Annotated in this window: 24 protein-coding genes; 12 read left to right on the forward strand and 12 right to left on the reverse strand. The window is 66.1% G+C overall.

Annotation, left to right across the window (positions count from 1 at the left end; all coding sequences use genetic code 11):
• Positions 1-58 precede the first annotated feature (58 nt).
• The gene (locus tag ACO227_RS03195; protein WP_423605222.1) at positions 59-2,494 is read right to left on the reverse strand and encodes a glycoside hydrolase family 2 TIM barrel-domain containing protein; all 2,436 of its coding nucleotides are present in this window, start codon (positions 2,492-2,494) and stop codon (positions 59-61) included.
• A 613-nt stretch (positions 2,495-3,107) separates the two neighbouring features.
• On the opposite strand from ACO227_RS03195, the gene ACO227_RS03200 reads away from it, so the two are divergent.
• The 3 genes from ACO227_RS03200 to ACO227_RS03210 all read left to right on the forward strand — a co-directional run bounded on the left by ACO227_RS03200 (position 3,108) and on the right by ACO227_RS03210 (position 7,200).
• A complete protein-coding gene (locus ACO227_RS03200) occupies positions 3,108-4,274 on the forward strand; it encodes a sensor histidine kinase (protein ID WP_423605224.1) in 1,167 nt (388 codons plus the stop codon).
• A complete protein-coding gene (locus ACO227_RS03205; RefSeq protein WP_423605225.1) occupies positions 4,271-5,071 on the forward strand; it encodes a LytR/AlgR family response regulator transcription factor in 801 nt (266 codons plus the stop codon). The genes ACO227_RS03200 and ACO227_RS03205 overlap by 4 nt, the downstream gene beginning before the upstream one ends.
• 482 nt (positions 5,072-5,553) lie before the next feature.
• Positions 5,554-7,200 (forward strand): DUF5597 domain-containing protein, encoded by a 1,647-nt coding sequence (locus ACO227_RS03210; RefSeq protein ID WP_423605227.1) that lies wholly within the window; start codon positions 5,554-5,556, stop codon positions 7,198-7,200.
• 359 nt (positions 7,201-7,559) lie between these two features.
• Here the strand turns inward: ACO227_RS03210 and chrA are convergent, their stop codons facing one another.
• Complete coding sequence (gene chrA / locus ACO227_RS03215) at positions 7,560-8,960, reverse strand: chromate efflux transporter (protein WP_423605228.1); 1,401 nt, start codon at positions 8,958-8,960, stop codon at positions 7,560-7,562.
• Complete coding sequence (locus ACO227_RS03220) at positions 8,957-9,880, reverse strand: chromate resistance protein ChrB domain-containing protein (protein WP_423605229.1); 924 nt, start codon at positions 9,878-9,880, stop codon at positions 8,957-8,959. The genes chrA and ACO227_RS03220 overlap by 4 nt, the downstream gene beginning before the upstream one ends.
• Between ACO227_RS03220 and ACO227_RS03225 the strand changes: the two genes are divergently transcribed.
• Entirely contained in the window at positions 9,872-11,329 is a 1,458-nt protein-coding gene (locus tag ACO227_RS03225) for an alginate export family protein (RefSeq protein WP_423605231.1), read from the forward strand. The genes ACO227_RS03220 and ACO227_RS03225 overlap by 9 nt on opposite strands.
• 130 nt (positions 11,330-11,459) lie before the next feature.
• Here ACO227_RS03225 and ACO227_RS03230 read toward each other — a convergent pair whose 3' ends face one another.
• From ACO227_RS03230 to ACO227_RS03250, 5 genes are all read right to left on the reverse strand, one after another.
• A complete protein-coding gene (locus ACO227_RS03230) occupies positions 11,460-11,651 on the reverse strand; it encodes a hypothetical protein (protein ID WP_423605233.1) in 192 nt (63 codons plus the stop codon).
• A 184-nt stretch (positions 11,652-11,835) separates the two neighbouring features.
• Entirely contained in the window at positions 11,836-12,234 is a 399-nt protein-coding gene (locus tag ACO227_RS03235; protein WP_423605235.1) for a DUF1761 domain-containing protein, read from the reverse strand.
• A 1-nt stretch (position 12,235) separates the two neighbouring features.
• Positions 12,236-12,814: an SRPBCC family protein gene (locus ACO227_RS03240; RefSeq protein WP_423605237.1), complete on the reverse strand. Its 579-nt coding sequence runs from the start codon at positions 12,812-12,814 to the stop codon at positions 12,236-12,238.
• Positions 12,802-13,359 (reverse strand): TetR/AcrR family transcriptional regulator, encoded by a 558-nt coding sequence (locus tag ACO227_RS03245; RefSeq protein WP_423605239.1) that lies wholly within the window; start codon positions 13,357-13,359, stop codon positions 12,802-12,804. Before ACO227_RS03245 ends, ACO227_RS03240 begins: the two co-directional genes overlap by 13 nt.
• 331 nt (positions 13,360-13,690) lie before the next feature.
• Positions 13,691-14,566 (reverse strand): Crp/Fnr family transcriptional regulator, encoded by an 876-nt coding sequence (locus ACO227_RS03250; RefSeq protein ID WP_423605240.1) that lies wholly within the window; start codon positions 14,564-14,566, stop codon positions 13,691-13,693.
• Here ACO227_RS03250 and ACO227_RS03255 point away from each other — a divergent pair.
• From ACO227_RS03255 to ACO227_RS03280, 6 genes are all read left to right on the forward strand, one after another.
• Positions 14,559-14,780 (forward strand): hypothetical protein, encoded by a 222-nt coding sequence (locus ACO227_RS03255; RefSeq protein ID WP_423605242.1) that lies wholly within the window; start codon positions 14,559-14,561, stop codon positions 14,778-14,780. The two genes, ACO227_RS03250 and ACO227_RS03255, sit on opposite strands and share 8 nt — an antisense overlap.
• Positions 14,781-14,935: 155 nt before the next feature.
• On the forward strand, positions 14,936-16,441 hold the full coding sequence (locus ACO227_RS03260) for an ATPase domain-containing protein (protein WP_423605243.1): 1,506 nt from the start codon (positions 14,936-14,938) through the stop codon (positions 16,439-16,441).
• Entirely contained in the window at positions 16,431-19,040 is a 2,610-nt protein-coding gene (locus ACO227_RS03265; RefSeq protein ID WP_423605245.1) for an ATP-binding protein, read from the forward strand. The genes ACO227_RS03260 and ACO227_RS03265 overlap by 11 nt, the downstream gene beginning before the upstream one ends.
• A complete protein-coding gene (locus ACO227_RS03270) occupies positions 19,037-19,390 on the forward strand; it encodes a response regulator (protein WP_423605246.1) in 354 nt (117 codons plus the stop codon). Before ACO227_RS03265 ends, ACO227_RS03270 begins: the two co-directional genes overlap by 4 nt.
• 518 nt (positions 19,391-19,908) lie before the next feature.
• Complete coding sequence (locus tag ACO227_RS03275; protein WP_423607242.1) at positions 19,909-20,658, forward strand: Crp/Fnr family transcriptional regulator; 750 nt, start codon at positions 19,909-19,911, stop codon at positions 20,656-20,658.
• Between the two features lie 276 nt (positions 20,659-20,934).
• Positions 20,935-21,147 (forward strand): DUF4172 domain-containing protein, encoded by a 213-nt coding sequence (locus ACO227_RS03280; protein ID WP_423605248.1) that lies wholly within the window; start codon positions 20,935-20,937, stop codon positions 21,145-21,147.
• A gap of 250 nt (positions 21,148-21,397) precedes the next feature.
• Here ACO227_RS03280 and ACO227_RS03285 read toward each other — a convergent pair whose 3' ends face one another.
• The 4 genes from ACO227_RS03285 to ACO227_RS03300 form a co-directional block, all read right to left on the reverse strand.
• A complete protein-coding gene (locus ACO227_RS03285) occupies positions 21,398-22,258 on the reverse strand; it encodes an SDR family oxidoreductase (protein WP_423605249.1) in 861 nt (286 codons plus the stop codon).
• Between the two features lie 9 nt (positions 22,259-22,267).
• On the reverse strand, positions 22,268-22,948 hold the full coding sequence (locus ACO227_RS03290; protein ID WP_423605251.1) for an SDR family NAD(P)-dependent oxidoreductase: 681 nt from the start codon (positions 22,946-22,948) through the stop codon (positions 22,268-22,270).
• A gap of 148 nt (positions 22,949-23,096) precedes the next feature.
• Positions 23,097-23,651: a nuclear transport factor 2 family protein gene (locus tag ACO227_RS03295; RefSeq protein WP_423605252.1), complete on the reverse strand. Its 555-nt coding sequence runs from the start codon at positions 23,649-23,651 to the stop codon at positions 23,097-23,099.
• Between the two features lie 70 nt (positions 23,652-23,721).
• Positions 23,722-24,558: a helix-turn-helix domain-containing protein gene (locus tag ACO227_RS03300; RefSeq protein ID WP_423605254.1), complete on the reverse strand. Its 837-nt coding sequence runs from the start codon at positions 24,556-24,558 to the stop codon at positions 23,722-23,724.
• Between the two features lie 106 nt (positions 24,559-24,664).
• Between ACO227_RS03300 and ACO227_RS03305 the strand changes: the two genes are divergently transcribed.
• Both ACO227_RS03305 and ACO227_RS03310 read left to right on the forward strand, forming a co-directional pair.
• Positions 24,665-25,567 carry an alpha/beta hydrolase gene (locus ACO227_RS03305; RefSeq protein ID WP_423605256.1) on the forward strand — a complete coding sequence of 301 codons (903 nt, stop codon included), beginning with the start codon at positions 24,665-24,667 and terminating at the stop codon, positions 25,565-25,567.
• Positions 25,568-25,569: 2 nt separating this feature from the next.
• Positions 25,570-25,794: a hypothetical protein gene (locus ACO227_RS03310; RefSeq protein WP_423605257.1), complete on the forward strand. Its 225-nt coding sequence runs from the start codon at positions 25,570-25,572 to the stop codon at positions 25,792-25,794.
• Positions 25,795-25,896: the final 102 nt, after the last annotated feature.

The raw sequence follows: 25,896 nt of genomic DNA on the forward strand, positions 1-25,896 counted from the left end.
GCAAGCCCCGTCGGGCAAAACACCCGCCATCCGGTGCGCAGCTGGATCAACCAGAAGGTCAGCGCGACACGGCATCGAGACGCAACCGTTGCGTTGGCAGGCCGGCGGCGGCGACTTCCACCATGATCGGGCCCGCCCGTGTTCCGGAGCGGATCGCCGCGACGGCGCGGCCGTGGAAGGTCGAACGCGTCCCCGACTGGAAGCTCGACGCGTCGCGCGGGTCGCCATTGCCGACACCAGCGAGGCCGGCCGCGCCGGTGACGCGCACGGTCACAGGGCGATCGTCCGCCCCGGCATAGATCGGCGTGCCGTCGGCATCGACCAGCTCGACCGTCACATAGGCGATGTCGGTGCCGTTGGTGGCGAGGCGCGGCCGATCGATGCTCAGCTTCGCGGCGGCAGGCGGTCCGGCGGTGCGCAGCTCCCAGCGCGCCACCTCGCGCCCGCCGCGATAGCCGACCGCCCTCAGCCGGCCCGGGGCATAGGGCACCTCGAACGACGCCGTGTATTCGGTGTCCACGCCCACCGGCTTGCGTCCCAGGCTCCTGCCGTTGAGGAACAGCTCGACCTCGGGAAGCTCGGAATAGACCAGCACCTCGAGCGGCTTGCCCTCCTGCCCGCGCCACGTCCAGCTGGGATGGACGTCGGGATGCGACCAGTCGAGATGCGGCGGCGTGATCGGATAATAATGGCGGTCCGGTAGATCCTCGGTCCCCTTGGGCTGGCGGACGAAGGCGGCGACCGGGTCGATGCCCGTCTTCCAGAGCACTTGGCGATAATAGGCGGCCGGCCGCTTGCGCCCGGTCGCGTCGATCTCGCCGGCATAGGCAAGGTGCCAGGGATAGGGCCCGAGCTTCTGCCAGTCCTGGCTATATCCCATCCAGCCGATGCCGCTCTCGCCGAGATAATCGACCGCGGTCCAGACGAAATCGCCGATCACCCAGGGATATCTCTCGACATATCGCCAATAGGAGAAGGCGTCCTTCGTCAGCGATTCGGAGGTATAGAGAATCCTGGCCGGAAACTTCGCATGCTCCTTCTCGAAGTCGTGCGCGTGATAGTTGAACCCGGCGACATCGAGCACGTCGAACTGGTGCGAGCTTCTCGGCGGATCGGCATTGACCCCCTGCGTCACCGGCCGGGTGGGATCTAGCATGCGGACCCGCGCGGCGAGCTTGCGTCCGGTCTCGACGCCTTCCGGCGTGCCGTCCTCCGGAATCTCGTTGCCGATGCTCCAGAACAGCACGCTCGGATGGTTGCGCCCGCTGACGACCATGCTGTCGATGTCCTGCGCCCAGTCGGTCTTGAAGAAGCGCGCATAATCCATGCCGCGCTTGCTCTTGTTCCAGGCGTCGAACGCTTCGTCGATGACGAGCATGCCAAGCTCGTCCGCCGCGTTCAGCATCGCCTGACTCGCCGGGTTGTGGGCGTTGCGGATCGCGTTGTAGCCAGCCGCCTTCATCAGCGCGACCTTGCGCGCATCGGCGTCGGGGAAGCCGGCGGCACCCAGCATGTAATTGTCGTGGTGGATATTGCCGCCGCGCAGCTTCACCGGCTTTCCGTTGACGCGCACGCCGTTCGCCGCGTCCACGGTGATCGTGCGGATACCGAAGCGCGTTCGCCGCTCGTCCGTCACGACGCCGTTGACCCGCAGCTGCTGGACCAGCGTGTAGAGATTGGGCGAATCCGGCGACCACAGCGCCGGGCGCGGCACGGCGAGCGACTGGACCCAGTCCGCCCCGCCTCTGCCGGAAACGGTGCGGCGCTCGCTCGCCTGTGCCACCACGTCCCCATTGGCCGCGACGAGCTTGGAGACCAGTTCCACCCCCTGCGCCCTGGCCGCGCAGTTCGCGGCGGAAGCGTGGATCGCCACCGTGCCGGACGCCTCGGTCGCGACGGGCGTGGCGACGAAGATGCTCTCCGGGCGGAGGTGCACGCAGTCGAGAAGGTCGAGCGTGACCGGCCGGATGATGCCCGACCCGGCATACCAGCGCGAGGAGGGGTCTTCATGATGGACGCGCACGGCGATCACATTGTCGCCGGCCCTGAGCTTGCCGGTCAGATCGACCATGAAGGCGGTGTAGCCGTAATGATGCTCGGCCAGCAGCACGCCGTTCAGCCAGATGTCGGCGTCCATATAGACCGCCTCGAAGTTCAGCCGCGCGACCTTGGCGGCTTCTTCCGCGGTAAGGTTCAGGTGGCGACGGTACCAGCCGATGCCGCCGGGCAGATAGCCCGAATCCTGGCCGCCGACCGCATTCGGATCGAACGGCGGCGTGCCGTCGGGCTTGTCCATGACCGCCCAGTCGTGGGGTGCCACGACCCGCATCCAGCCGCGATCGTCAAAGGCCGCGGCTTGAGCGCCCTCCACGTCGCCACGCGCGAACAGCCAGTCCTGGGACAGACTGCGCGTTTCCGCCGCAGCGGGAACGGCGCCGACGCACAAGAGCGCGGCCAGCCAGAAACGGCTGAGGAACACGGCCAAGGCGGGCAATGCGCTTTCTCCCCGACTCATTTTCATCTGTTGGCCGAAGGTGCGGCGACCCTTTCAGCGGAGGGAAAGCATGTGGATAATAGCTCAGGCCGGCCGTGCTTCATGCCACCCCTCTCCTCACATGATGCCGATGGGAGTGCACGAGCCACCCTTGCCATCCGCATTCCCGAGCTCGTCGCCCACACCGTTTCCGATGAGCGGCGCATGACCGAGCCACGCTTGATGAGCTCTGACCGCGGCGAGGCCGCGCGCCATTTATGATAGCGCTATCATAGTCGGACCATTTCACCGGAACAAGCTGCCGGGCCTCGCGAAAGGGTAAATGTTGCGAAACGGACCAGGAGAGGGTGAAGCGGTCTTCGAGCCCGATTTCGCGAAAACCGCACTCGTCCGCGAGTTGACGATGCCGGCACGCTCAGCCGCAACAGGAACGGATGAACGCCGCATGGTCGGGCGGCGCCTGCCGGAGCGGGCATGTTGAGGAAGCGCCTTGCCTGGCGACTGCCATCACCGCGGGACGCTTCGGCGAAGGATGCGCATATCATATCATCGGCATTGCCACTTCAGCGCTCCGATGCGACCACGTCCTCTCACTCCATCTGCTGGTCCGACCATGAACCGCGCCCTGCCCGACCGTTTCTCGCCCGCCTTGCCTCCGCCGGCACGAACCGGCTCGGTCGTCGATCGCTTGGCTTTGGCCCTGGGCCCCGGCGCGATTTCCCGAATGCGGCTGGCATTCCTCGTCACTGCAATATGGACCGCGGTCGGCGTCTTTCAGACGGTCCCCGAGGTCCTTCACAAGGGCTTCGAATGGCCCGTTTTCCTTTCCAAGGTCACGGATGGCTGGGCCTGGGTGCTGCTTACGCCCGCGCTGCTGCTGATCGATCGGCGGCTCAATTCAATTGGGCAGAGCAGCTTCCGGGTGGCGCTCATCCTGCTGCTCAGCATTCCCGCCAGCCTCATTCACACCCTGCTTGCGGGCTTGTTGGTCTATCCGATCGAGCAGATCTGGTGGAATCCCCTACGCAGCGCCGAGTTCGCGAAATTCTATTTTCTCGGAAGCTGGGTCACCTATTGCGCGCTCGTTGGAATCTGGCACGCTTTCAAATTCTACAATCGCCTGCTGATGAGCCGTCTGGAATTGGAGCGCATGGAGCGGCGGCTGGTCGAGGCCAATCTGAACGCGTTGCGCCTGCAGCTCGAACCGCATTTCCTGTTCAATGCGCTGAACGCCATCTCGTCGGAAGTCGTTAGCGATCCCAAACTCGCCCGCGAGATGATCGAGAATCTCGGCACGTTGCTGCGGCACTCGCTGGATTGCAAGGACAGCGCTGAAATAACGCTCGAACGGGAACTGACCCTCCTGGGCAACTACATCGCCATCCAGAAGGTCCGCTTCGGTGGCCGGATCGACATCGAAATTGATGTCGCCCCCGAGGTGCGTTCTGCCCTGGTTCCCTCCATGTTGTTGCAGCCGCTGGTGGAAAACGCGATCCGCCACGGGGTGGAGAGCCGCATGGCAGGGGGAAGGATCGAAATCTCGGCGAAACGGCGGGACGATCAACTGGAAATCGACGTCGTCGATAATGGCGCCGGTCTGCCGCCTGACTGGCGGATTGGGATGTCCAGCGGCATCGGCTTGCGCGTGACGCAAGAGCGTCTCGAGGCGCTTTATCCGGAATCGGGCGCGGACCGCTTCACGGTCGGCGGCCGAAAGGGCGATGGGACCAAAGTGGCCATCCGCCTTCCCCTCCGCTCGACCCGGGAGGCGCGGACGTGAAAGCGCCGACCCACCCGATCTGCGCCCTGATCGTCGATGACGAGGCCCCGGCTCGAAAGCGGCTTGCCAACCTGCTCGGCAAGGATCGCGACATCGGCCGGATCCTGGAGGCGGAGAACGGCACCGCCGCGGTCGAGCTGATCCAGACGCAGCGGCCGGACATGGTGTTCCTCGACGTCCAGATGCCGGGCGTCAACGGCTTCGGCGTGATCGACGCGCTGGGTGCCGGCAACATGCCGCTCACCGTGTTCGTCACCGCCTATGATCATTTCGCGGTTCGCGCGTTCGAGGCGGACGCCATCGACTATCTGCTGAAACCGTTCGGCGACAACCGCTTCGAGCAGACGATGGAGCGCGTCAAGACGCGCCTGAACGAATATCGTGCGAGCAATTCCGTCGATGCGAACGCATTTGGCCCGGAACTGCTCAAACTCGCCGCTAAGCGCGCCAAGCCAGGCGAGATCTGGGACTGGCTGGCCATCAAGTCCCGCGGCACCACCCGGCTGGTGATGGCGGACGACATCGAGTGGATCAGTGCCGCCGGCGTCTATGTGACGCTGCATGTCGGCGGCCAGGAATTTCTCTATCGCGCGGGCCTCGCCGCGGTGGCGGAGCGCCTCGACCCGTTCCGCTTCGCCCGCATTCACCGGTCCAGCATCGTGAACCTGAAATCGATCGCCCTGCTCGAGCGCAGGTCCCACGGCGAATTTGAGGTCGTGCTGAAGAACGGCACTCACCTGATGCTGAGCCGCAACTACCGATCGCGGCTCGAGGCCATGTTGGGACAGCCGCTCTGACCGCAAAGTCGCCGATTCGAATTTGGACGACCCGCGCGGGCTCCGGCTGAACGCCGCCCAGTCCGCCTCATGGGGTCAAACCGGGCTCCCGGAACAATTTTCGGAACGCGCCCGATCCGCCGCTATAGGTTGACTGCGGACGTAAACGCCCGGCGACGGACCCGGCATGGCTTCGTTCCGCATATGAGGAGGGGAGGATCTTCGGTTGCCAACTGCCGTCGCCGTCGGATCGCGGGCACACGCACCGCAGTCCCGCGAACGAGCAGCAGCGCGTATCGCCGCCGAACTGCTTTCAATCTTTTCCTTAGCTTGCAGGCCCTCCCTTGGGTCGGACGCACGTACGTCCGACCCCTTTTGGGGGCGCGGGCCTGGAACCACGGGAGCGGAAATTGAGAATTGTAGAATGACCGGCTGCGCGCCGGACGGCGAGTCTCCCCCCCGCGGCCTTCCCTGGAACCAAGCCCTAACACACGGAGATCCTCATGCATCGACTTGCGCGCTGGCTGTTGCCGCTTGCCACGATCTCGCTGCCCCTCGCAGCCTCGGCACAGACGAACCCACTGCCCCGCCTCGAAAGCCGCGACGGCCAACACGCCCTGATCGTCGACGGCAGGCCTTTCCTGATGCTCGGGGCCCAGGTCAACAACAGCGCCAATTATCCCGCCACGCTGCCGGAAGTCTGGCCCGCGATCGAAAAGATGCACGCCAACACGGTCGAGGTGCCGGTCGGCTGGGAGCAGATCGAGCCGGAAGAAGGCAAGTTCGACTTCTCGTTCCTCGACGCGCTGCTGCCTCAGGCGCGCGAGCGCAACCTGCGCCTCGTGCTGCTGTGGTTCGGCACATGGAAGAACACGGCGCCAAGCTACGCGCCCGCTTGGCTCAAGCTGGACCAGAAGCGCTTTCCACATATGATCAATGCGAAGGGTGAGGTGCACTACGCCCTTTCGCCGCATCACCGTACGACGCTGGAGGCAGACAAGCGCGCCTTCATCAAGCTGATGGAGTATCTGAAGAAGAACGATCCGCAGAACACGGTCATCATGATTCAGCCGCAGAATGAGCCGGGCAGCTACGGCAGCGTGCGCGATTTCTCGCCCATCGCGCAGAAGCTGTTCGATGGCCAGGTTCCCGCGGCGCTGCTGAAGCAGATGAAGAAGAAGCCAGGCACCTGGCGCGAGGTGTTCGGGACGGACGCGGACGAGTTCTTCCACGCCTGGTCGGTCGCCAGCTACACCAGCGAGATCGCCGCTGCCGGCAAGGCGGTCAAGCCCTTGCCCATGTACATGAACGCCGCGCTCGCCGCCGCCTTCGGGCGGCAGCCCGCCACCACTTATGCTAGCGGCGGTCCGGTGCATCATGTGATCGACGTCTACAAGGCCGCCGCGCCGGCAATCGACATCGTCGCGCCCGACATCTACGCGCGCGACCATGCCGCCTACATGGCCTATCTCGGCTATTACGACCGGCCGGACAACGCGCTGTTCGTACCGGAAACGGGGAACGACAAGGAATTCGCCCGTTACTTCTTCCCCGTTATAGGCAGGGGAGCGATCGGCTTCGCGCCGTTCGGCATGGATTATACCGGCTATTACAACTTCCCGCTCGGCGCGAAGACGCTCGACGACGCGACGATGGAATTGTTCGCGCGCAACTACCGCCTCTTCGCCCCGATGCAGCGCGAATGGGCGGCATGGGCAGCGCAAGGCAGGACCTGGGGCGTGGCCGAACCGACCGATCCCAAGGCGCAGCACACCCAGCATATCGACATGGGCAAGTACAACCTGACCGTCACCTTCGGTCAGTGGCAGTTCGGGACCGACAAGCCGACCGGCAATGCCGAGCCTTCAGGCGGCGTGGCGGTGGCGCAGCTGGGCGAGAACGAGTTCCTCGTCACCGGTTTCCGCTCTCGCGTCTATTTCGGCCTCAGCAAGCCGGCTCCCTTGGAATCGATGATGCTGCTGCGGGTGGAGGAAGGCCATTTCGACAATGGCAAATGGATCTTTCGCCGCGTGTGGAACGGCGATTCGGTCGATTATGGCCTCAATTTCACCGACCGCGAGCAGGTCTTGCGGGTCAAGCTCGCGACCTACAAAGGCACGCCGCCTATCCCGGTCGGGAACCCCAATTGATGGGCAGGTGGAATGAGATTCTTCAACGGACCGGCGGAGCGAATCGCGTCAGGTATTTTTATCGTAAGCGACTGCATTGATCCGGCGCCGGGCCAGGCATTGTCGATATCAGCTGAGCTGCGCAGCTGCACTTTCCGCGATGCCGGGGCTGTCCGGCTGGCTGAAAGGAAAGCCGACAGGCGGCGCCTGCGTCAGGACCGCGTCCGGCGAGGGAGATGTATAGAGCGAGGCCGCCGTCACCACGTAGTTGCCGTCCGGAGGTGGCACCGATCGAACGAGCCGAACGCCGTGCCCCCCCGCCTGACCGTTTCCCCGCGACCGCTTCGCGGCGGGTGAGATCGGACATGTCGGCTTCGGAATCATTGCAGGAACAGGATGTAGATTGCGCCCGCCGCCGCGCAGGCGGCAAGTACCTGCAGGACGCCGGCCTTGAAACGGAACACGGCGACCGCCGCCGCGAGCGCCAGCAGCAGCGCCGCGACATTGACCGTGCCGAGTACCGGCACGTCGAAGCTGCCACCGGCAAACGACACCGCCCGCACTTCGCCGAACAGCGTGTGGATGCCGAACCATATAGCGAGATTGAGGATCACGCCGACGACCGCCGCTGTGATCGCCGAGAGCGCCGCCGACAGTGGCTGGTTATGGCGCAGCCGCTCGACGAAGGGCGCGCCCGCGAAAATCCACAGGAAGCAGGGCACAAAGGTCACCCAGGTGGTGAGGATCGCGCCGAGCGTGGCCGCCACAAGCGGATTGAGCCCACCGGCATCGCGATATGCAGCGATGAATCCGACGAACTGGGTGACCATGATCAGCGGCCCCGGCGTCGTCTCGGCCATGCCGAGCCCGTCGAGCATCTCGCCGGGCTTCAGCCAGCCATAGGTCTCGACGGCTTCCTGCGCCACATAGGCGAGCACGGCATAGGCTCCGCCGAACGTCACCACCGCCATCTGGCTGAAGAAGGTCGCGATCCGGCTGAACACGTCGCCCGGCCCGAACGCCAGGACCAGAGCCGCAACGGGAACGAGCCAGAGCGCGAGCAGCGCGCCGGAGATGCGCAGCGACCAGGCGAGGTTGGGGCGAGCGTGCTCGGGCAGATCTTCGCCCAGCGCGGTGTCGCGATCGTGCACGACCTCGCCCTTGCCGCCGCCGTGGCCGCCGCCGCCCTTGAAGGCACTCGAGCCGGCGCGGCCAGCGAAGAAGCCGATCAGCGCCGAACCGAGGACGATCAGGGGGAAGGGCGCGTCGAGGAAGAAGATCGCGAAGAAGGCGGCCGCCGCCATCCCGCGCATGACGTTGTTCCTGAGGGCGCGCGAGCCGACTCGGACTACCGCCTGGACTACGACGGCGAGCACCGCCGCCTTCAGACCGAAGAACAGGCCCTCCACCATCGGCACGTTGCCGAACAGCACGTAGATGTAGCTAAGCGCGAGGATGGCGAGGAAGCCGGGCAGGACGAACAGGGCGCCCGCGACCAGACCGCCCTTGGTCCGGTGGAGCAGCCAGCCGATATAGATGGCGAGCTGCTGGGCCTCGGGCCCGGGGAGCAGCATGCAGTAATTGAGCGCGTGCAGAAAGCGCTCCTCCCCGATCCATTTCTTCTCGTCGACGAGAATGCGGTGCATCACAGCGATCTGGCCGGCGGGGCCGCCGAAGCTCAGGGCCGCCACCCGGGCCCAAACTCGAACCGCCTCGCCAAACGGTATTCCATGATCCCGGGGCGCAGCCGGTACATCGGACAAAAGGGTCGCGCTGTTCATCGCTCGTTCTTTCGGCTGCTGAAGAATGCGTAGAATTGGTCGAGCGCGTCGCTCGCGCGCGCAATCCGCTCGAGATCCTCGTCGGTCGAGGCACAGACGCCCGAGAGCATCGCACTAACGCCCGGCGTCTCTGGACGGGCGAACTTACCGTCCTGGATGTCCAGCTCGTGGATGATCTCGCCGAGCGCGCTGAGTCCCTGATCTTCGGCCAGGTGCGCGCGTAGCAGCAGCGTTTCGAAGCTGCAGCGATCGCCTTCATGGGTGAACTCGGCATCGACCATGTCGAAGCGCAGCTCGCCGGGCGCCGGGACGTGCGATTTCGCATCAACGAAGCGGAACTGCGCCTTCGGGTCGATAAAGCGGCGGATCAGCCAGGCACAGGCGATGCGATCGACGTGAACGCCGCGCCGCGTCACCCAAGTTCTGCCGATCAGCGCTTCCGGCTCGACCGGGGCGGCGGGCTCGGCCCGACCGACGTCGGGATGGGCGTAGCGCTGCCGATCGAGCTCGGCGAGCGCGGACTCCGCCTCCTGCCGCCCATGGGCGCCGAAAAAGTCGATGGCGCCGACCTCCTCCATCCGCTTCTGCAACCGGGCGATTTCCTGTCCGCTCGCCGGACCGGTCTCGAGCAGCCGGCGCGCGGCGTCGGCGATCTCGGCATAGTCCTCATCCCGCGCCGCATCGAACAATGCCCGGACGTCGGTGTCCGATAGGCCGGCAAGCAGCTCTGCGCCGATCAGCGTCGCTTCGCCGCCCCCGGCGACGATCTCTTCGGCGAGCGCCCGGAAAACAGCTTCGGCTGCTTCGCCGCGTGGAAGCACATGCGCGGCATTCTTGAGCGGCACGGCGCCGATCGCCTGCAGCCGACGCCAGATCTTGACCCGCTGATAAGGCGGTTTGGCGGGCATCTGATGCAGCAACGCCAGCCACCGGCTTGTCGATATATCACTCATGATGCATATGTATCACGATCAATAGCTTCGTGGAATATCTATATCATGAAACCCACCCGGTCAGCCTTGCTGGGCCTGACGCTTCCCTGCCTCTGCATCGCATCGGCAGCCTATGGCCAAACGCAGCCGGCGCCGTCGCGGCAGGAGAACGGATTGGCAATCAGCGGAAGCGTTCGGCTGCGCTACGAGGCGATCGACGGCCAAGCACGCGCCGGCTTCAACAGCAGCGACACGCTGTTCAACATTCGCACCCAGATTCTCGCCGAATATCGCAGCGACGACATCCGCATCGGTGCCGAACTGTTCGACAGCCGCGCCTATGGGGCCGATGACGGAACGCCGATCTCGACCAATGAAGTGAACACCCTCGAACTGGTCCAGGCCTATGTCGCGGGCGACATCCGGGAACCGTTCGGCAAGGGCAGCAAGCTGACGCTGAGCGCGGGCCGCATGACGCTCAATCTGGGGTCGCGCCGCCTCGTCGCGGCGGACGATTACCGCAACACCACCAACGGCTACACCGGAGTGCGGGCGGACCTCTCCGCGCCCGGCGGTATCAAGGCCACGCTGATCTACACCTTGCCGCAATATCGCCTGCCCGACGGCCCGCAGGACATCCGCGACCAGAAGGTGCAGATGGATCGGGAGAATTTCGATCTGGTGCTCTGGGGCGGGCTGGTCAGCAAGGCGAAGCTCCTCGGCCCGGCGACGGGCGAGCTCGGCTACTTCCATCTCGGCGAACGCGACGGCTTTGGTCGCCTGACCCGCGACCGGTCGCTCGATACCTTCTCCGCACGGCTGATCGCCGATCCTGCGCCGGGCAAGGTCGACTACGAGATCGAGGCCATTTACCAGACCGGCGAGATCAGTGCCTCGACCGCGCCGACCGCGCCCGCACAACAGGTCAGCGCGACCTTCGTCCACGCCGATATCGGCTATACATTCGCGAGCCCCTGGAAGCCGCGCCTGTCGCTTGAGTTCGACCGGGCGAGCGGCGACAAGCCCGGCGGACGCTATGGACGGTTCGATACGCTTTTCGGCATGCGGCGCGCCGACCTGGCACCCGCCGGCCTCTACAATTCCGTCGCGCGGGCGAACATCATGACTCCCGGCATCCGCATCGAGGCGACGCCGAGCAAGCGCGCGGACTGGTTCGCCGTCTATCGCGCAATGTGGCTGGCCTCCGACCGGGACAGCTTCTCGACGACCGGGGTGCGCGACGCGAGCGGTCGCTCGGGCGACTTTGCGGGCCATCAGATCGAAGCGCGGGTGCGATACTGGCTGGTCCCGGCCCGTCTGCGCTTCGAGGCGAATGGCCTGCTTCTCGCGAAAGGGCGCTTCCTGCGCGAAGCACCCAATGCGCCGCCAGGGAACACGACGCGCTACGTCTCTCTCAATCTGTCGGCCAGTTTCTGAACAGAGTCGTCACCCCGGGCGAGGAGCGCACATGCGCTGTTCAGGATCGTCAGCTTAGTGTCGCCCGAATGCCCTGAACGACAGGAATGCGGGCGCCTAGCCGACATCGCGCTGCAGATAAGGAACGACGTCAGACAGGCGATTTCCGTTGTATGCTCACACCCTTTCCGAAGGGCGTGGCCTCGATCTTGTCGAGCTGGGATATGAGCTCCGTGAACACATCCTCATGCTCGACCGGAAAATAACGGTCGAAGCGTTCTCCCAACAACCTTAGGTCAGCGCTGGTCAGGAAACCGACGGCGACAATGCGATCCTTGGTCATCGGCACCTCCGCCGACTCAACAAGCGCTTGTGCAATTAGTCGCATTCGTTTCGGGCGGTCCAAAAATAGATTCAGACCGGGAGCTGCGCAACGCGAACGCGATGAGCGCAATCAACGCATAGGGCTGAGCGTCCGCAATGAGGGCGCAAAGCAGCCGATTGCAGTGCCGATGCGCCCGTGCTTGCTATTGCAGCGCACCGAGGATCGCGCCAAAGGCAGTGAACTGGACCGCATGATAGCCGCCGTTGATGAGCCACAACCGCAGGCTGCGTCGCTCGAACAGATAGTTGATCCCGAACGACGCGGCGACCCAGGCGATGCCCGCCGCGGCACCGGCCGCCGTCGCCTGCGCGATCGTCATCTCCGTTCCGATGAACAGCGCGAACACCGTGCCCGCGAGAGTCCCCAGCACGAACGCGCCGCCGAAGCGAAGCGGCATCGACCCGGATCGCAGCGCTTCGTCGGAGAGGCCGGCCTCGCGTTGCCAGACGGCGGCGAACAGCAGCGGCGAGTACCAGAGCCCGCCGATGAGCAATGTCACCAGCCCGCACAGCAGCACCGCAATCCAGCTCACCTCCGGCATCTCACTTCCCCTTCGTTGCTCCAGGCTGCTTCGGCCAGGCGATCGGGCCCGAGACGAAGCGCTTATGGAGTTGTTGAAGCGTCGATCGGTTGCCTTCGCGGAAAAAGGCGATCAGCGCGTCGCCCTCCGCGCCGGCCGTATAGCCGCTGCCGACCAGCCGCACGCGCGTGGCATCGCTGCCCTCGGCCTCGAGAGTGAAGGTGTTGGCGACGCGCAGATACGCCGCCGCATGCGGGAAGCCGGCGGGCGTGCGCGTCGTGCGGAACGAAACCAGGCGCGGCCGCTCGCGGGCGATCCATTGCTGCTCGATCGTGTTGGCGGCGCCCAGCGCGGTATCGGGATCATAACCGGTCTCGAACCGATCGCTCCCCGGCACGGGGCGGGCGAGCGGGACAGCCCATTCCCGCCAGCCCTCGAGGGTGGCCACTGCCCGCCAGACCTGCTCCGGCGGAGCAGGCACGATCACCTCATGGCTAAGCGTCCGTGTGCCATCGGCGGCAATCTCGACCCCAATGCGCACGTCTTGCGCTGCGGCGGGGACCGCGGGCAGGATCAGCAGCAGCGCGATCAGGCCGCGCATGCTTCGCGCTCCAGAAGGGCGAAATGCGCGCGAAGCTGCGCGACGGAGCGATCGAAATAGCCGACATCGCGATAGGTACGCGCCTGCATCACGCCGCCTTCCATCACGGTCAGCACGAACTCCGCCAGCGCGCGGCGATCCGTGTCGCGCGGCAGGCGATCCCCGGCCGCTGCAAGGCACCGTTCGATCGCCTCGACCCAGCCGGTGAAGTTTGCCGCCAGCAGCCGGCGAACATTCTCGTCCGGCTCGTGCAGCTCGAGCGCAATGCTGCCAATCGGGCAGCCATAGGTGCAGTCGCTCTCCAGGATCAGCCCGCGATAGCGCCCCAGCAGCGCGAACACGCGGTCGATCGGATCGTCGACCCCGGCCCAGGCGGAATCGAGCAGCATCGGACCGATCCCGTCGCGGTACCGCTCGAGCACGGCCAGGAGAATGTCCTGCTTGCCCGGGAAGAAATGATAGAGGCTGCCGCTGTTGAGCTGCGTCCGGCTGAGGATGTCGGCGACCGAAGTCGAGCCGAAGCCTTTTAGCCAGAACAGCTCCATGGCTGCCTCCACAATCGCGTCCCGAGTCTGACGCTTCGCCTGCATGCCGGAAACTTGCTTGAACGCTCAATCAAGAGTCAAGCAGTTTGTGCATCCGCATCAAAGGTGGCCGTCCCGCCTGAATATATGGCGGCTTCCGGGATCGCCCTGCGTGAGGGTTGACGGTCGATACGAGGGCGCTTGGCTGCCAGACTGAGCGCGAGCACGGGAAGCAGTTCCGCCCGCGCCGCATCGAGCGGCGCCCCAACGCGCACGAATGGGAACGCTGTAACGCGGCATTGAACCAGAAAACGGCGACCGGCAACGACAGCTTCGCGCCCCAATTCGAATCCTATCCCTCACAGACGTCGTCGGATGCGCGATCGATTTCGCGGTGGGCGAAGGCGATCGTTCGGCGGCACGAGCACGCGGCAGCTTCCAGGCGGTCGAAATCGACGATGTCGATGCTGCCGCGACGGCTGCGGATCAGGCCGGCACGCTGCAGCGCGGACGAGGTCACCGCGATGGTCGAGCGCTGCACGCCGAGGATGTTGGCGAGCTCTTCCTGGGTGAGGGTCAGGTGGCTGCCGCGATGGCTGCGCGCCGATGCGTCGAGCAGGACCCGGCACATGCGGCTTTCGACGCGATGGATCGCGGTGCAGGCGACGAGCTGCCGCGCCTCGACCAGCAGTGCTTCGACATGCTTGTGGATCGCCACGCGCAGATTGGCCGACTGCTCGAACATCTGGCGATAGTGCGAGTCGCGAATGCGCCACGCGGTACCGCCGATCTGTACCAGCGCACGCGAATAGCTGAGCCGGCTGCCGCAGGCCTCGAATGCGCCGAACGCGCCGTTGCGACCGACCATTCCCCCACTGATGCTTTCGCCCTCGACGCTTTCCGAGGCGATGCAGATCAGCGCATCGTCGGGAAACCAGACCCAGTGCACCTCGGCGCCGGTCTCTTGGAGCACCTCGCCACGGCCAAGCTCGACCCGCTCGAGATGGGCGGCGAACCGCAGCGCGACAGCGGGTTCGATCTCGGCAAGGATCTCATTCTTGGGATTGAAGGTCATCGGGCCTCCGGTCGCGTCGGGAGCGGTCCGGCGCAATGTTGAAGATGAGCGGATCCGGCATCGGCCGGCGCGAATGTCAGGATAGCGGAACTGTCGGCCCGCGTATGATTTTATGTGAAAGCGAGACGGACCAGCAGCGGACACGATGCGCATGACATTGAATGCGGAGGAGCAGCCGCTCAAGGTGGATGTACTGAATGGCGAGGTCGTCATGACCGGCCCGCGGGTGGCGATCGCGCTGCACCCGACGGCGGCGACCGAGACGGCCCAGCGCCTGCTCGCCGCGGCCGACCTCGCGATCGAGCAGGCCCGGGCGGGGGCGGTTCAGCGGCTGGATGGCGGCGCAGCGTCCAACGACATGTTCTGATCGCGTGGCGAGACGCGTCGCGGGCCGGAGGGCGCGGGGCTGCTGCATCGGCGTTGCATAATCGATTCAATCACATCCTTCTGTTGGGTATCGAACACAGTTCCCGAAGAGAGCCGATTATAGCCCATCCCTTGTGATTGAAGGGACGCGTCCGAATGCAGCTTGAGTATCGCCCCACCGCCCTCATTCCGACGGGCGTGCCGGGGCTCGATCCGATCCTGGCCGGCGGATATGCGGAGAATCGGGTCCATCTGGTCGAGGGGCAGCCGGGCTCCGGCAAGACCAGCATGGCGCTGCAGTTCTTGATGGACGGGGCGAAGCAGGGCGAGCTCGGTCTCTATGTGACGCTGTCCGAGACGACGGCCGAGCTCTGCGCGGTGGCGGCGAGCCATGGCTGGACGTTCGACGGCATCGAGATCTTCGAGATGGTCCCCCCCGAGCTGTCGCTCGATCCCAATGCACAGCAGACGGTGCTCTATTCGTCGGAGCTGGAGCTCGGCGAAACGGTCCGGATGGTCATGGCCGAGGTCGAGCGGGTCAAGCCCAGGCGGCTAGTGTTCGACAGCCTCTCGGAGATCCGCCTGCTCTCGCAGGGGTCGCTGCGCTATCGGCGTCAGGTGCTGGCGCTCAAGCACTTCTTCCTGAAGCTCGGCTGCACGGTGCTGATGCTCGACGATCTGACCTCCGAGCAGGACGATCTCAACCTGCACAGCATCAGCCATGGCGTGCTGCGTCTCGAACAGGTTGCTGCCTTGTACGGGGCGGAGCGCCGGCGCCTGCGCTGCATCAAGATGCGCGGCGTCAAGTTCCGTGGCGGCTATCATGACTTCACGATCGAGCGCGGCGGCTTGCACGTCTATCCGCGGCTGGTCGCCGCGCATCATCATGCCGACTTCGCCGTCGACATCGTCGGCAGCGGAGTCCCGGCACTCGATTCGCTGGTGGGGGGCGGTCTCGATCGTGGTACGAGCACGCTGCTCATCGGTCCGTCCGGCTCGGGCAAGTCATCGCTCGCGTTGCAGTTCGTCTATGCCGCGCTCAAACGCGGCGAGCCCGCGCTGCTGCTCGTGTTCGACGAGGTGCGCAGCGTGTTCCTGCGGCGCGCCCAGGGGATGGGCTTCGACCTCAAGCCGTTCCTTGAGCAGGGATTGCTGCATCTGCGCCAGATCGATCCGGCGGAGCTGACGCCGGGGGAACTCACAGCCGCGGTGCGCGGCGCCGTCGAGACTCATGGTGCGCGCATGGTCGTCCTCGACAGCCTCAGCGGCTATCTGAACGCAATGCCCGAGGAGCATTTCATGATGCTTCAGATGCACGAGATGCTGTCCTATCTGAACCAGCAGGGCGTCGTGACGATCCTGGTCCTCGCCCAGCACGGCATGGTCGGGCACATGGCGAGCCCGGTCGATCTCACCTACCTCAGCGATGCGGTGATCATGCTGCGCTTCTTCGAGGCCGGCGGCAAGCTGCGGCGCGCCCTGTCGGTCCTCAAGAAGCGTACGGGCCATCACGAGGAGACGATCCGCGAGTACCGGATCAGTTCGTGCGGCGTTGCCGTGGGCGAAGCGCTGAGCGAATTTCAGGGCGTGCTGACGGGTGTACCGACCTATATGGGGGCAGACTCGAACCTCCTCGGCGAGACCAACGAGCATGCGGGGTGATCCGACGGTCCTGATCTGGACGCCGACCGGCCGGGACGGGCCGGTCATCCAGCGGCTGCTGGGCGACGCCGGGATTCGCGGGCGACCTTGTGCCGGGTTCGACGAACTGTTGGGCGGACTGGATGAAGCGGCCGGCGCGGTCATCGCGCAGGAAGGGCTGCTGGGCACCGATCTTGCGGCGATCGATCAATGGGTGAAGGCGCAGCCGAGCTGGTCCGACTTTCCCTTCGTGCTGCTGTCGCATCGCGGCGGCACGATCGACCGGCAGGTGGTTGCGTTGCTCGGCAACGTCACGGTGCTCGAACGTCCGGTCGACCAGACGACGCTGGTGTCGGCGGTCGGTTCGGCTCGGCGCGCGCGACTGCGGCAGTTCGAGGCAGGCGAGCAGCTCGCCGAACAGTCGCGCATGCGCCGGGCGCTCGCCGAGGAGACCCGGACGCTCGGCATCCTGAACGAGCTCGGGGCGGCGCTGAGCGCCGAGCTCGACCTCGAAAGGGTGGTGCAGGCGGTCACCGATGCGGGGGTGGCGCTGACGGGCGCGGAGTTCGGCGCGTTCTTCTACAACCTCGTCGACGAGAAGGGGGAATCCTACACGCTCTACACGCTGTCGGGAGCGCCGCGGAGCAAGTTCGAGAGCTTTCCGATGCCGCGCAACACGGCGGTGTTCGCGCCGACCTTTTCCGGCGAGGGCATCGTGCGCTCGGGGGACATTACCCGCGATCCGCGTTACGGCCGGAATGCGCCACGCAAAGGCATGCCGGAGGGACACCTGCCGGTCCGCAGCTATCTTGCGGTGCCAGTGACATCGCGCAGCGGGGAGGTGCTTGGGGGGCTGTTCTTCGGTCACTCGACGCCTGACATGTTCGGCGAGGCGGCGGAGCGGATCATGGCCGGCGTCGCCGGCCAGGCCGCGACAGCGATCGACAATGTCCGCCTGTTCATCGCCGAGCAGCGCGAGCTCGAGGAGCGCCGCCGCGCCGAAGCCGAGCTCAAGCGCCAGCGTGACGAGTTTCTCACGCTGGCCGACAACATCTCGTCGCTGTGCTGGCTCGCCTACGGCGACGGCACGGTCTTCTGGTACAACAAGCGCTGGTACGAATTTACCGGGGCGGCCCACGAGGACGGCATCTCGTGGGAAGCGGCGCACGATCCGCAGGCGGCCCCGGAGATCCACGAGCGCTGGCAGCACGCGCTGCGCACTGGCGAGCGCTTCGAGATGATCTTCCCGATGCGGCGGCACGACGGCGCCCGGCGAGAATTTCTGTGCCGCATCACCCCGATCCGGGACGAGACCGGGCACGTCTTCCGCTGGTGCGGAACGCATGCCGACATCACCGAGCAGCGGCAGGTGGAGGCGGCGCTCGAAGCCCGGGTGGCGGAACGCACCAGCGACCTGCAGCGCGCGCTCACGCGGCTCGAGGAGGCGGCGGCGGAGCGCGAGAAGGTCGAGGAGGCGCTGCGGCAGTCGCAGAAGATGGAGGCGATCGGCCAGCTGACCGGCGGCGTCGCGCACGACTTCAACAATCTGCTGACCGTGATCCTGTCGGGCGTGGACGCACTGCGCCGGCCCGGCCTGAGCGAGGAGCGCCGGTCGCGCTACGTCGCCGCAATCGCGGAGACGGCTGAACGCGCGGCAAAGCTGACGGCGCAGCTGCTCGCCTTTGCCCGGCGTCAGCCGCTGCGCGAGGTGGTATTCGACGCAGCGGACAATGTCGCCCGCATCGTCGAGATGCTGACAACGGTGGTCGGCGCGCGCATCTCGATCGACACCGATTTCAAGCTCGCTCCGGCGCCGGTGAAGGCGGACCTCGTCCAGTTCGAGACGGCGCTGGTCAACATGGCGGTGAATGCGCGCGACGCCATGGACGGCGAGGGCTCGATCCTACTCAGAGTCGACGCCAGCGACGAGATTCCCGCCATGCCCGGGCATCCGGCGGTGCCCGGGGCGTTCATCGCCGTTGGTATCGCCGACAGCGGCGTGGGTCTTGCCGAGGACCAGATCGTGCGAATCTTCGAGCCCTTTTACACGACCAAGGCGATCGGCAAGGGCACCGGCCTCGGCCTGAGCCAGGTCTATGGTTTTGCCAAGCAGTCGGGCGGCGACGTGCGCGTGGACAGCTCGCCGGGCCGGGGCGCGACCTTCACGCTCTACCTGCCGAGGGCGTCCGACGCGGACCTAGCTCGCGAGCCGGAGCCGCAGATGGAAACGGTCGAGGGGGACGGCAGCGGCCGTATCCTCGTCGTCGAAGACAATGAGAATGTCGGCGAGCACGCGTCGCAGCTGCTGTGCGACCTCGGCTATGAAACCGTTCGCGCACCGGACGCCCGCAGCGCGCTCCTTGCGTTGGAGCAGGCGAGCGAGCCGTTCGACCTGGTGCTGAGCGATGTCGTCATGCCGGGCGGGATGAGCGGTCTCGAGTTGGCGCGCGAACTCGCACGAACCCATCCGGAGCTGCCCGTGGTACTGACCACCGGCTATAGCGACGTGCTGCTCGAAGAGGGCGCGGACGATGTCGAGGTCCTGCGTAAGCCATATTCGATGGACGCGCTGGGCGCGCTGATGCGGCGCCTGATCACGAAGGCGGAGCGCGTGCCATGAGCGGCTCTGCCGGCAAGCGAATCCTGATCGTCGACGACGAGCCGCTCATCGCGATGATGCTTGAGGACATCCTCGGCGACCTCGGCTACGCCGTGGTCGGCCCCGCGCTGGAGGTTGGCGAAGCCGAGGCGCTCGCGCGCGAGGCGGCGATCGACGCCGCCATCCTGGACGTCAATCTCGGCAACCGGACGAGCCATTCGGTCGCCGAACTGCTGCGGGAGCGGCAGATTCCGTTCGTGGTCGCGAGCGGGGACGGCAAGGCCACGATCATGCCGGGCGCGGGCGGCGCACTGGCCAAGCCGTTCTGGCCGGCGATGGTGAGGGCGGCACTGTCGAACCTGATCGCCTGAAGCCATGCCCCGACGGAAATGCGTCCGGTCATCTCCTCCAGGGTGCAGCGAGCGTCCCCCGGCCTTGGACGGGCACGGCGTATCGCATCTGTGGACGGCGCCACCGCGCGCGGGGCCAATCGCGGTCGCCGGGCCGGCCCCTCCCAACATCGAGCGACAAATCGCTGGCGTGAATGCGAGGCCGCTCCTTCAGAAAAAGATGCATTCCTTCAGGTTTTTGCGAATATCATCGCGTTAATATTCGCAAACCTCATAGCAGCCAAAAGTATTACTTTCCTTACGAATGAATGCAGCCAATAGCGCATGGCTTCATTCTTGCCGTAAGATGAACGTGTGCCGCGGTGCAACTGTTCGTTGGTCGGGGAACCACGATGGTTCCACTGACGTTATGGTTCGCAGACATTAGGTAACTTGTTAGTCGGCTACGATGACTGGTTGCAGATGATCCTTGGCGCCGAAGGAGCGCTTGCCTCGATCGCTGCGGCCGCGCGCAGCCAGGAGGCATTTGAGTGGAGACCATGATGCAATCGAACGCGCTGCTGGCTGCGCTGGAGCCGGTCGCGCGGGCGCGTTTTCTTCCCCGTTTCCAGCGTGTGGAGCTGCGCCGTGGCGACCTACTGCACAGTGACGGGCAGCTCACCGAATGGGTCTATTTTCCGCTGACCGGGCTGGTTGCGATCCTGACCCAGACGATTGCAGGCGAGAGCGTGCAGACCGGGATGGTGGGATGCAATGGCGGCGCCGGCATTCTCGAGGCGTTCGGCAGCGGACGCCATCGGTCACGCGGCGAGGTGCAGATACCGGGCGCTGCGCTGCGGCTCAGCGTCATGCGCTATCGCGAGATGCTGCATGCCTCGCCCGGGCTGCAACGCGCGGTCGAACGGCATCTCGAGATGCTGGTGACCGAGGCGCGGCAACTGATGGCCTGCAATGCGCTGCATTCGATCGAAGGCAGGCTGAGCCGTTCGATTCTTGATGCGCTGGAGCGCAGTTGCCTGGAGCGGATACTCCCGATCACCCAGGAAGCGCTCGCACAGATGCTCGGGGTGCAGCGGACCTCCGTGTCGGGCTGCATCGCCAAGCTGCAGCGGGAGGGGCTGATCCGCAGCAGCCGGGGGGCGATCGAGGTTCTCGACGTCGCCCGCCTGGAACAGGTCGCCTGCGACTGCCGCGAGAGCCTTGCGGTTGCGAGGGAGGAAATCTGGGCGGTTCCGCCTCAGCAGCAACTCTCCTCGGGAGGAACAAGGTCGCCGATGATGCCCCTATAGGGACCATCGCGCCCGCAAACTGGTATGTCCGCTCCAACAGTGCGATCGCCCGAAACCGGTCCGTCGCACTTCGGCCCAGAAGGCGCTGATCCGCTTGGGCGTTGTCTCCCAGTCGGCAAGGCACCTGATCGATTATAAGTTGGCGCTTGCGGGTGCTGCCGCGGCCAGCAGTTGAACTTCGCAAGGAAAGGGGCGGTCTTGCAAGCGCGACGGCGAAAAAGCTCCGGGTACTTTAGCGAGGACCATATTTCGGCCGCAGCCCTCGAGGTTGAGTTGATGAGCCACGAGGCCATCGACACATTGGCGATCGAAGGGGAGACGCTCGACCGCGACAGCGTCCAATCCCCGATCCGCCAACACCTGCGCCCGCGAGGGATCATCAATCCCGGATCTCCAAGCTGCGCTCGAATGACGGATCGGAGCGGGATAACCGGGCCGCCAGCGGCCAGGCGGCATTCAGAAGAGGCCCCTGCCGAAGCAGACGCCTAAGATATGGCGTCTCGTTTACACTGAGAGCGTCTGCAGCTGGGCCGGTTGCGGTCGGACAGCTTTCAGGCCGTCGACACAGTATAGCTGCCATCCCCGGCCGGCCCCCGGCGCACGGCCGCTTACGACCCCCAACGAGATATCCAACCTAAGAGGCGGTGTCGCCAAAACCCGACATTCAGCCCCTCACCAGGCCCAGCGGGATCAGTCTCTCGGCGGTCGCGATGATCGCGTTTTCACGCAGGTAGGCGGTTCACGGCGCGACATATCCGCCGTTGACGAAGATCGTCTGGCCGTTGACCCACTGGGCCGCGGGCGAAGCGAGGAAGCGCACCATCGGCACGACGTCCGCGACCGCGCCGAGCCTTCCTGCGACCGCCAGGCGCGTCGCATAGGCGATAGCGGCGGCATCTTCAGGCGCGCGATAGAAGGGCGTGTCGATCGGCCCGGGTGCAAGCGCATTGACGGTCACGCCCCGTGGGCCGATCTCGCGCGCCATCGAGCGGGTGAACTGCTCGAGCGCAGCCTTTGAGCCCTGGTAGAGCGCATAATTGGGCAAGAAGCCCATTATCAGCGAGGAGCAGATGTTGATGATGCGCCCGCCCTCGCCGAGATGGGGTGCCGCGACCTGCATCAGGAAGAAGGGCACGCGGGCGTTCACCTCGAACACATCGTCATATTCGGCGCCGGCAATGTCGGCGATCGGCTTCTTCACCATCCGCCCGGCATTGTTCACGAGGATGTCGAGGCGGCCGAATGCCTCGCGCGTCGCTGCGACCAGCCGCGCGGGCATGGCAGAGTCGCGCAGTTCGCCCTCGATGATCTCCGCTCGCGTGCCCGCGGCCCGGACGAGCCTGGCGGCCTCTTGTGCGTCGGCCCGGTCGCCGGCGTTGTGATAGTGGATCATGAGGTCGGCGCCGTCCTCGGCCAATGCGACGGCATAGCCGCGGCCGAGGTTGCGCGGCGCGCCCGTGACGAGTGCCGCCTTGCCGGCGAGCGGGCGGTCCGAGCGCGCCTCCCCACCTTGCGCCCGCGCCGTCGGCGCGGCCATCAGCCCCGCTGCCGTGATCGCTCCGATCGCCTCGCGCTGGCCGATGTTCGCACCTGAGGTCATGCCATTCTCCTAGAGATGATATCCGCCGTCGACCGGCAGCACGGCGCCGCTCACGAAGCGCGCTTCGGGCGAGCACAGGAAGGCGACCGCGTCCGCGATGTCGTCGGGCGTTCCCACGCGGCCGAGCGCGGTATTCTGCGCGATATAGTCACGTGTCCCGGGCATCGAGCGGAACAGCTCGGCATTGAAATCATCGTCGAGACCGCCGGGGGCGATGGCGTTGACCGTGATCCCGCGCGAACCGAAATGGCTGGCGAGATAGAGCGTCAGGCTCTGCAGCGCGGCCTTGAACGGGCCATAGCTGACGAGAGGCGCGAAGGCGATCCGGGCGGTGCCCGAGCCCATGTTCACGATGCGCCCGCCATCGGCGAGCAACGGGGCGAGCTGCTGGGTAAGGAAGAAGATGCTCTTGTAGTTGGTCGCGTAGACGGCATCGAGGTCTTCCTCGGTGATCGTATCGAAGGTCCCGAGGCGCAGCGTGCCCGCATTGCTGACGAGGATGTCGAGTTGCCGCCGGTCCCACGCGGCAAGCCTCTCGCGCAGCTCGGTGACCAGCCGGGGGAGGCCCGCGCAGCCGGTGAGGTCGGCCTGGATGGCGGCGCCACGGCAGCCGGCCGCCTCGACCTGCGCGACGGTGTCGGCTGCGCCCGCCGCCTGGGCGGAAGGTGACGATGACGTCGGCGCCGCCACGCGCGAGCGCAAGCGCGGTCAGCTTGCCGATGTTGCGGCTCCCGCCGGTGACGAGCGCGACCTTGCCAGCCAGGCCTCCTTGCATTGCTACCGCATCCTCCCGCCGCTCAGTGCATGCCGAAAGCTAGTCGCGGGCGCGGGCGCTCCGTCAGGTCGATTCCTGCTGTCTTGCCGTGTCCCTAGCGGCTTCGGTCGGCTGCGCGGACAGGCACGGTCCGTTCGAGGAGACGAGGCCGAAATATTCGCGGAACTCCACGATCCGGTCCGCGCTCGCCTTCATGAAGATCGCGTGCAGGCCATCATACGGCGCACCGTCGATGACCCCGCGCCCGCGATCGCAGACCACGCCCCATTCGCCGTCCTGGAGCCGAAGGATCTCGCTGCTGTCGTGGATGCGATTGCCCGCCCGCGCATGCTCCCGGCACCAGGCCTCCATCGCTGCCAGTCCGGCGCGGCCGACATGGCGGCCCGCCTGGGGCCCGGCGGGGAACTGGAAGATGAAGTCGTCGGCGCACAGCGCGAGGAACGGCCCCCAGTCACCGCTGCGCCAGCCGGCGAAGAAGGCGGCGAAGGCGCGATCGAGCAGGACGGAGCTGGGCTCCGCGGCACCCGCGCGTCCCCCGAGGAACAGGGTAGCGAAAGCCGCAAGGCCGCGCCGCGTGATGGCGTGCGCCGGACGGCTTCCCGGCAATGGGCTGGTCATGGTTCACCTCTCGAAGCACGTTCCCCGACGCTGGTCGCCCGGCGGGCGTCTCGCAGATCGATTCCTGCAGTCATCGGCCGGCGCGGACCTGCGACGGGAGCAGGCCGGTGCGGGAGCGGAACAGGCGCCGGAAATGCCCCACATTGGTATAGCCGATCTCCGCGGCGATGACCTCGAAGCTGTCGCTCGAGCTGCGCAGCCGCAGGCGCGCCCATTCGAGGCGCCGTGCCGTGACGAACTGGTGTGGAGCAAGCCCCGTCGCTGCCTTGAACGCGCGCGCGAAATGGAACGTGCTGAGGCAGGCCACCTGCGCCAAGCCTTCGAGGGTCAACTCCTCGGTGAGGTGCGCTTCGACGAAATCGACAACCCTGGCGAGGCGCGCCGGATCAAGCGCGCCCTTGTGCCGCTCGACGAAGCGCCCGCCGAACTTGCCGGCGAGCGCGACGGCGTAGAGCTGTCGCATCAGCGTGTCGCGCGCGACATCGGAGAGCGGGTGCGAACCAACGGATAGTGCGCGCAGGCGGTCGACAATCGCCCAGGCGTGGAGGTTGCTCCAGCCATGGAGGTCGGCGAGGTCGGCATGCGCCTCCACGCCCAGCTCGCGCGCGACGGCCTGGCGCAGCGCCGCGCTCGCGCACACCTCGACGACCTCGGTCGCGGCATTGGTGCGCACCCATTCGACGGGCTCGCCGCCGGTCATGCCGACCGAGCCCGGCGCCACGTCGCGCCCGATCGTACGCCCGCTGGCGAGCCGGACGACCGCGCCGCGCAAGCCGTTATAGCCGATCGCGATCGCACCCGGCAGAGCGACGGTCTTGTGCGTTTCCTGAAGCACGGGCGGCATGCGCAGATGGGCGATACGGCCCTGACTCCACTCGAGCCGCCGGATGTCGGGACGATCGAACACGCTAGATGGGTAACCCAGCGGTTGCGAGCGACGAACAGCAATTTTCGACCCTCCGGTGCTGGTTGGAACCGCCTAAGAGCGAGGCGCAGAAATGAGGGAGGCGGCCTTGACCGAGATATTCCGCACGCCGGTGCTGATCCCCGCCGAGGGCGGCCTGCTGGCGGGCCGGCTGCATCGCAACGTCGCGGACCTTCTCGCGCCGCAGCCCGGCATCGTCGCGAGCGGGTCGTGGCTCACCGTCAAGGAGCAGATGGCCGACGGCTACGCCGCCGCGCTCGCCGCTCGGGGCTATACGGTCCTGACCTTCGATTTCGCCGGCTGGGGCGAGAGCGGGGGCGGCCTGCCGCAGGTCGAACTGCCGTTGCGCAAGGCATCCGACATCGTCGCGGCTACGCAATTCCTGCGTTCGCTCTCCTGCGTGCGCGGCGGCGAGGTCGGCTATCTCGCGATCTGCGCGAGCGCGATGTACGCATGCGCCGCGATCGATCGGGGCGCGCCGATCGGAGCGCTCGCCAGCGTCGCAGGCTGGTTCCACGATACGGCGACGGTTTCCGCATTCTACGGTGGGCCGGTGGGGGTCGCTGACCGCATCGGCCGGGCGGCTGCGGCCGTCGAGCGTTTCCGCGAGACGGGCGACCACAGCCTCGTGCCGGCCTATGACGAAGGCAACGACCGAGCGGGCATGTTCATCCATATGGACTATTATGCCAGTCCTCTCCGAGGCCGCATCCCCGCGTGGCGCAACGAGATGTCGGAGATCAGCTGGCTCCATTGGCTCACCTTCGACGGGCTCCGGGCGGCCCGCAGCCTGGAGCTGCCGACGCTGTTCGTGCACGGTGACGAATGCGCGCTGCCCGAGAACTTGAAGCAGATCCACGCCGCTGCCCAAGGGCCGAAGGAACTGGTGTGGCAGCCGGGCTTCCAGGTCGACTTCTACGACCGTCCGGACCTGGTCGAGCTCGCCGTGGCGGCGGCCGATACGCATTACCGCCGATATCTGGGAGTGTGACCATGGCAGCTGACGAGGAAATCGAGCGGGCGCGCATCCGCCAGACCGTGCTGGCGATCCCCACCAGCATCGATGTCGGCGATTTTGCGGCGGCGGCGCGCCTGTTCGCCGATGTGGTGCAGGTCGACTATACGAGCCTGTGGGGCGGCACCGTGCAGGATGTCGTCTTCGGAGCTGATCGGCGCATGGCGCGCGCTGGTGCCGGGGTTCGAGGCCACCTGGCATGAGCTCGGGTCCATCGAGGTCGTCCGGGGCGACACCAGCGCGACCGCACGCTGTGCCGTCGACAGTCTTGAACCGAACGCCGTATTCTTGGCATGGTTGGTCGC

Source organism: Sphingomonas sp. MS122 (assembly GCF_049532975.1).
Classification (GTDB): domain Bacteria; phylum Pseudomonadota; class Alphaproteobacteria; order Sphingomonadales; family Sphingomonadaceae; genus Sphingomonas.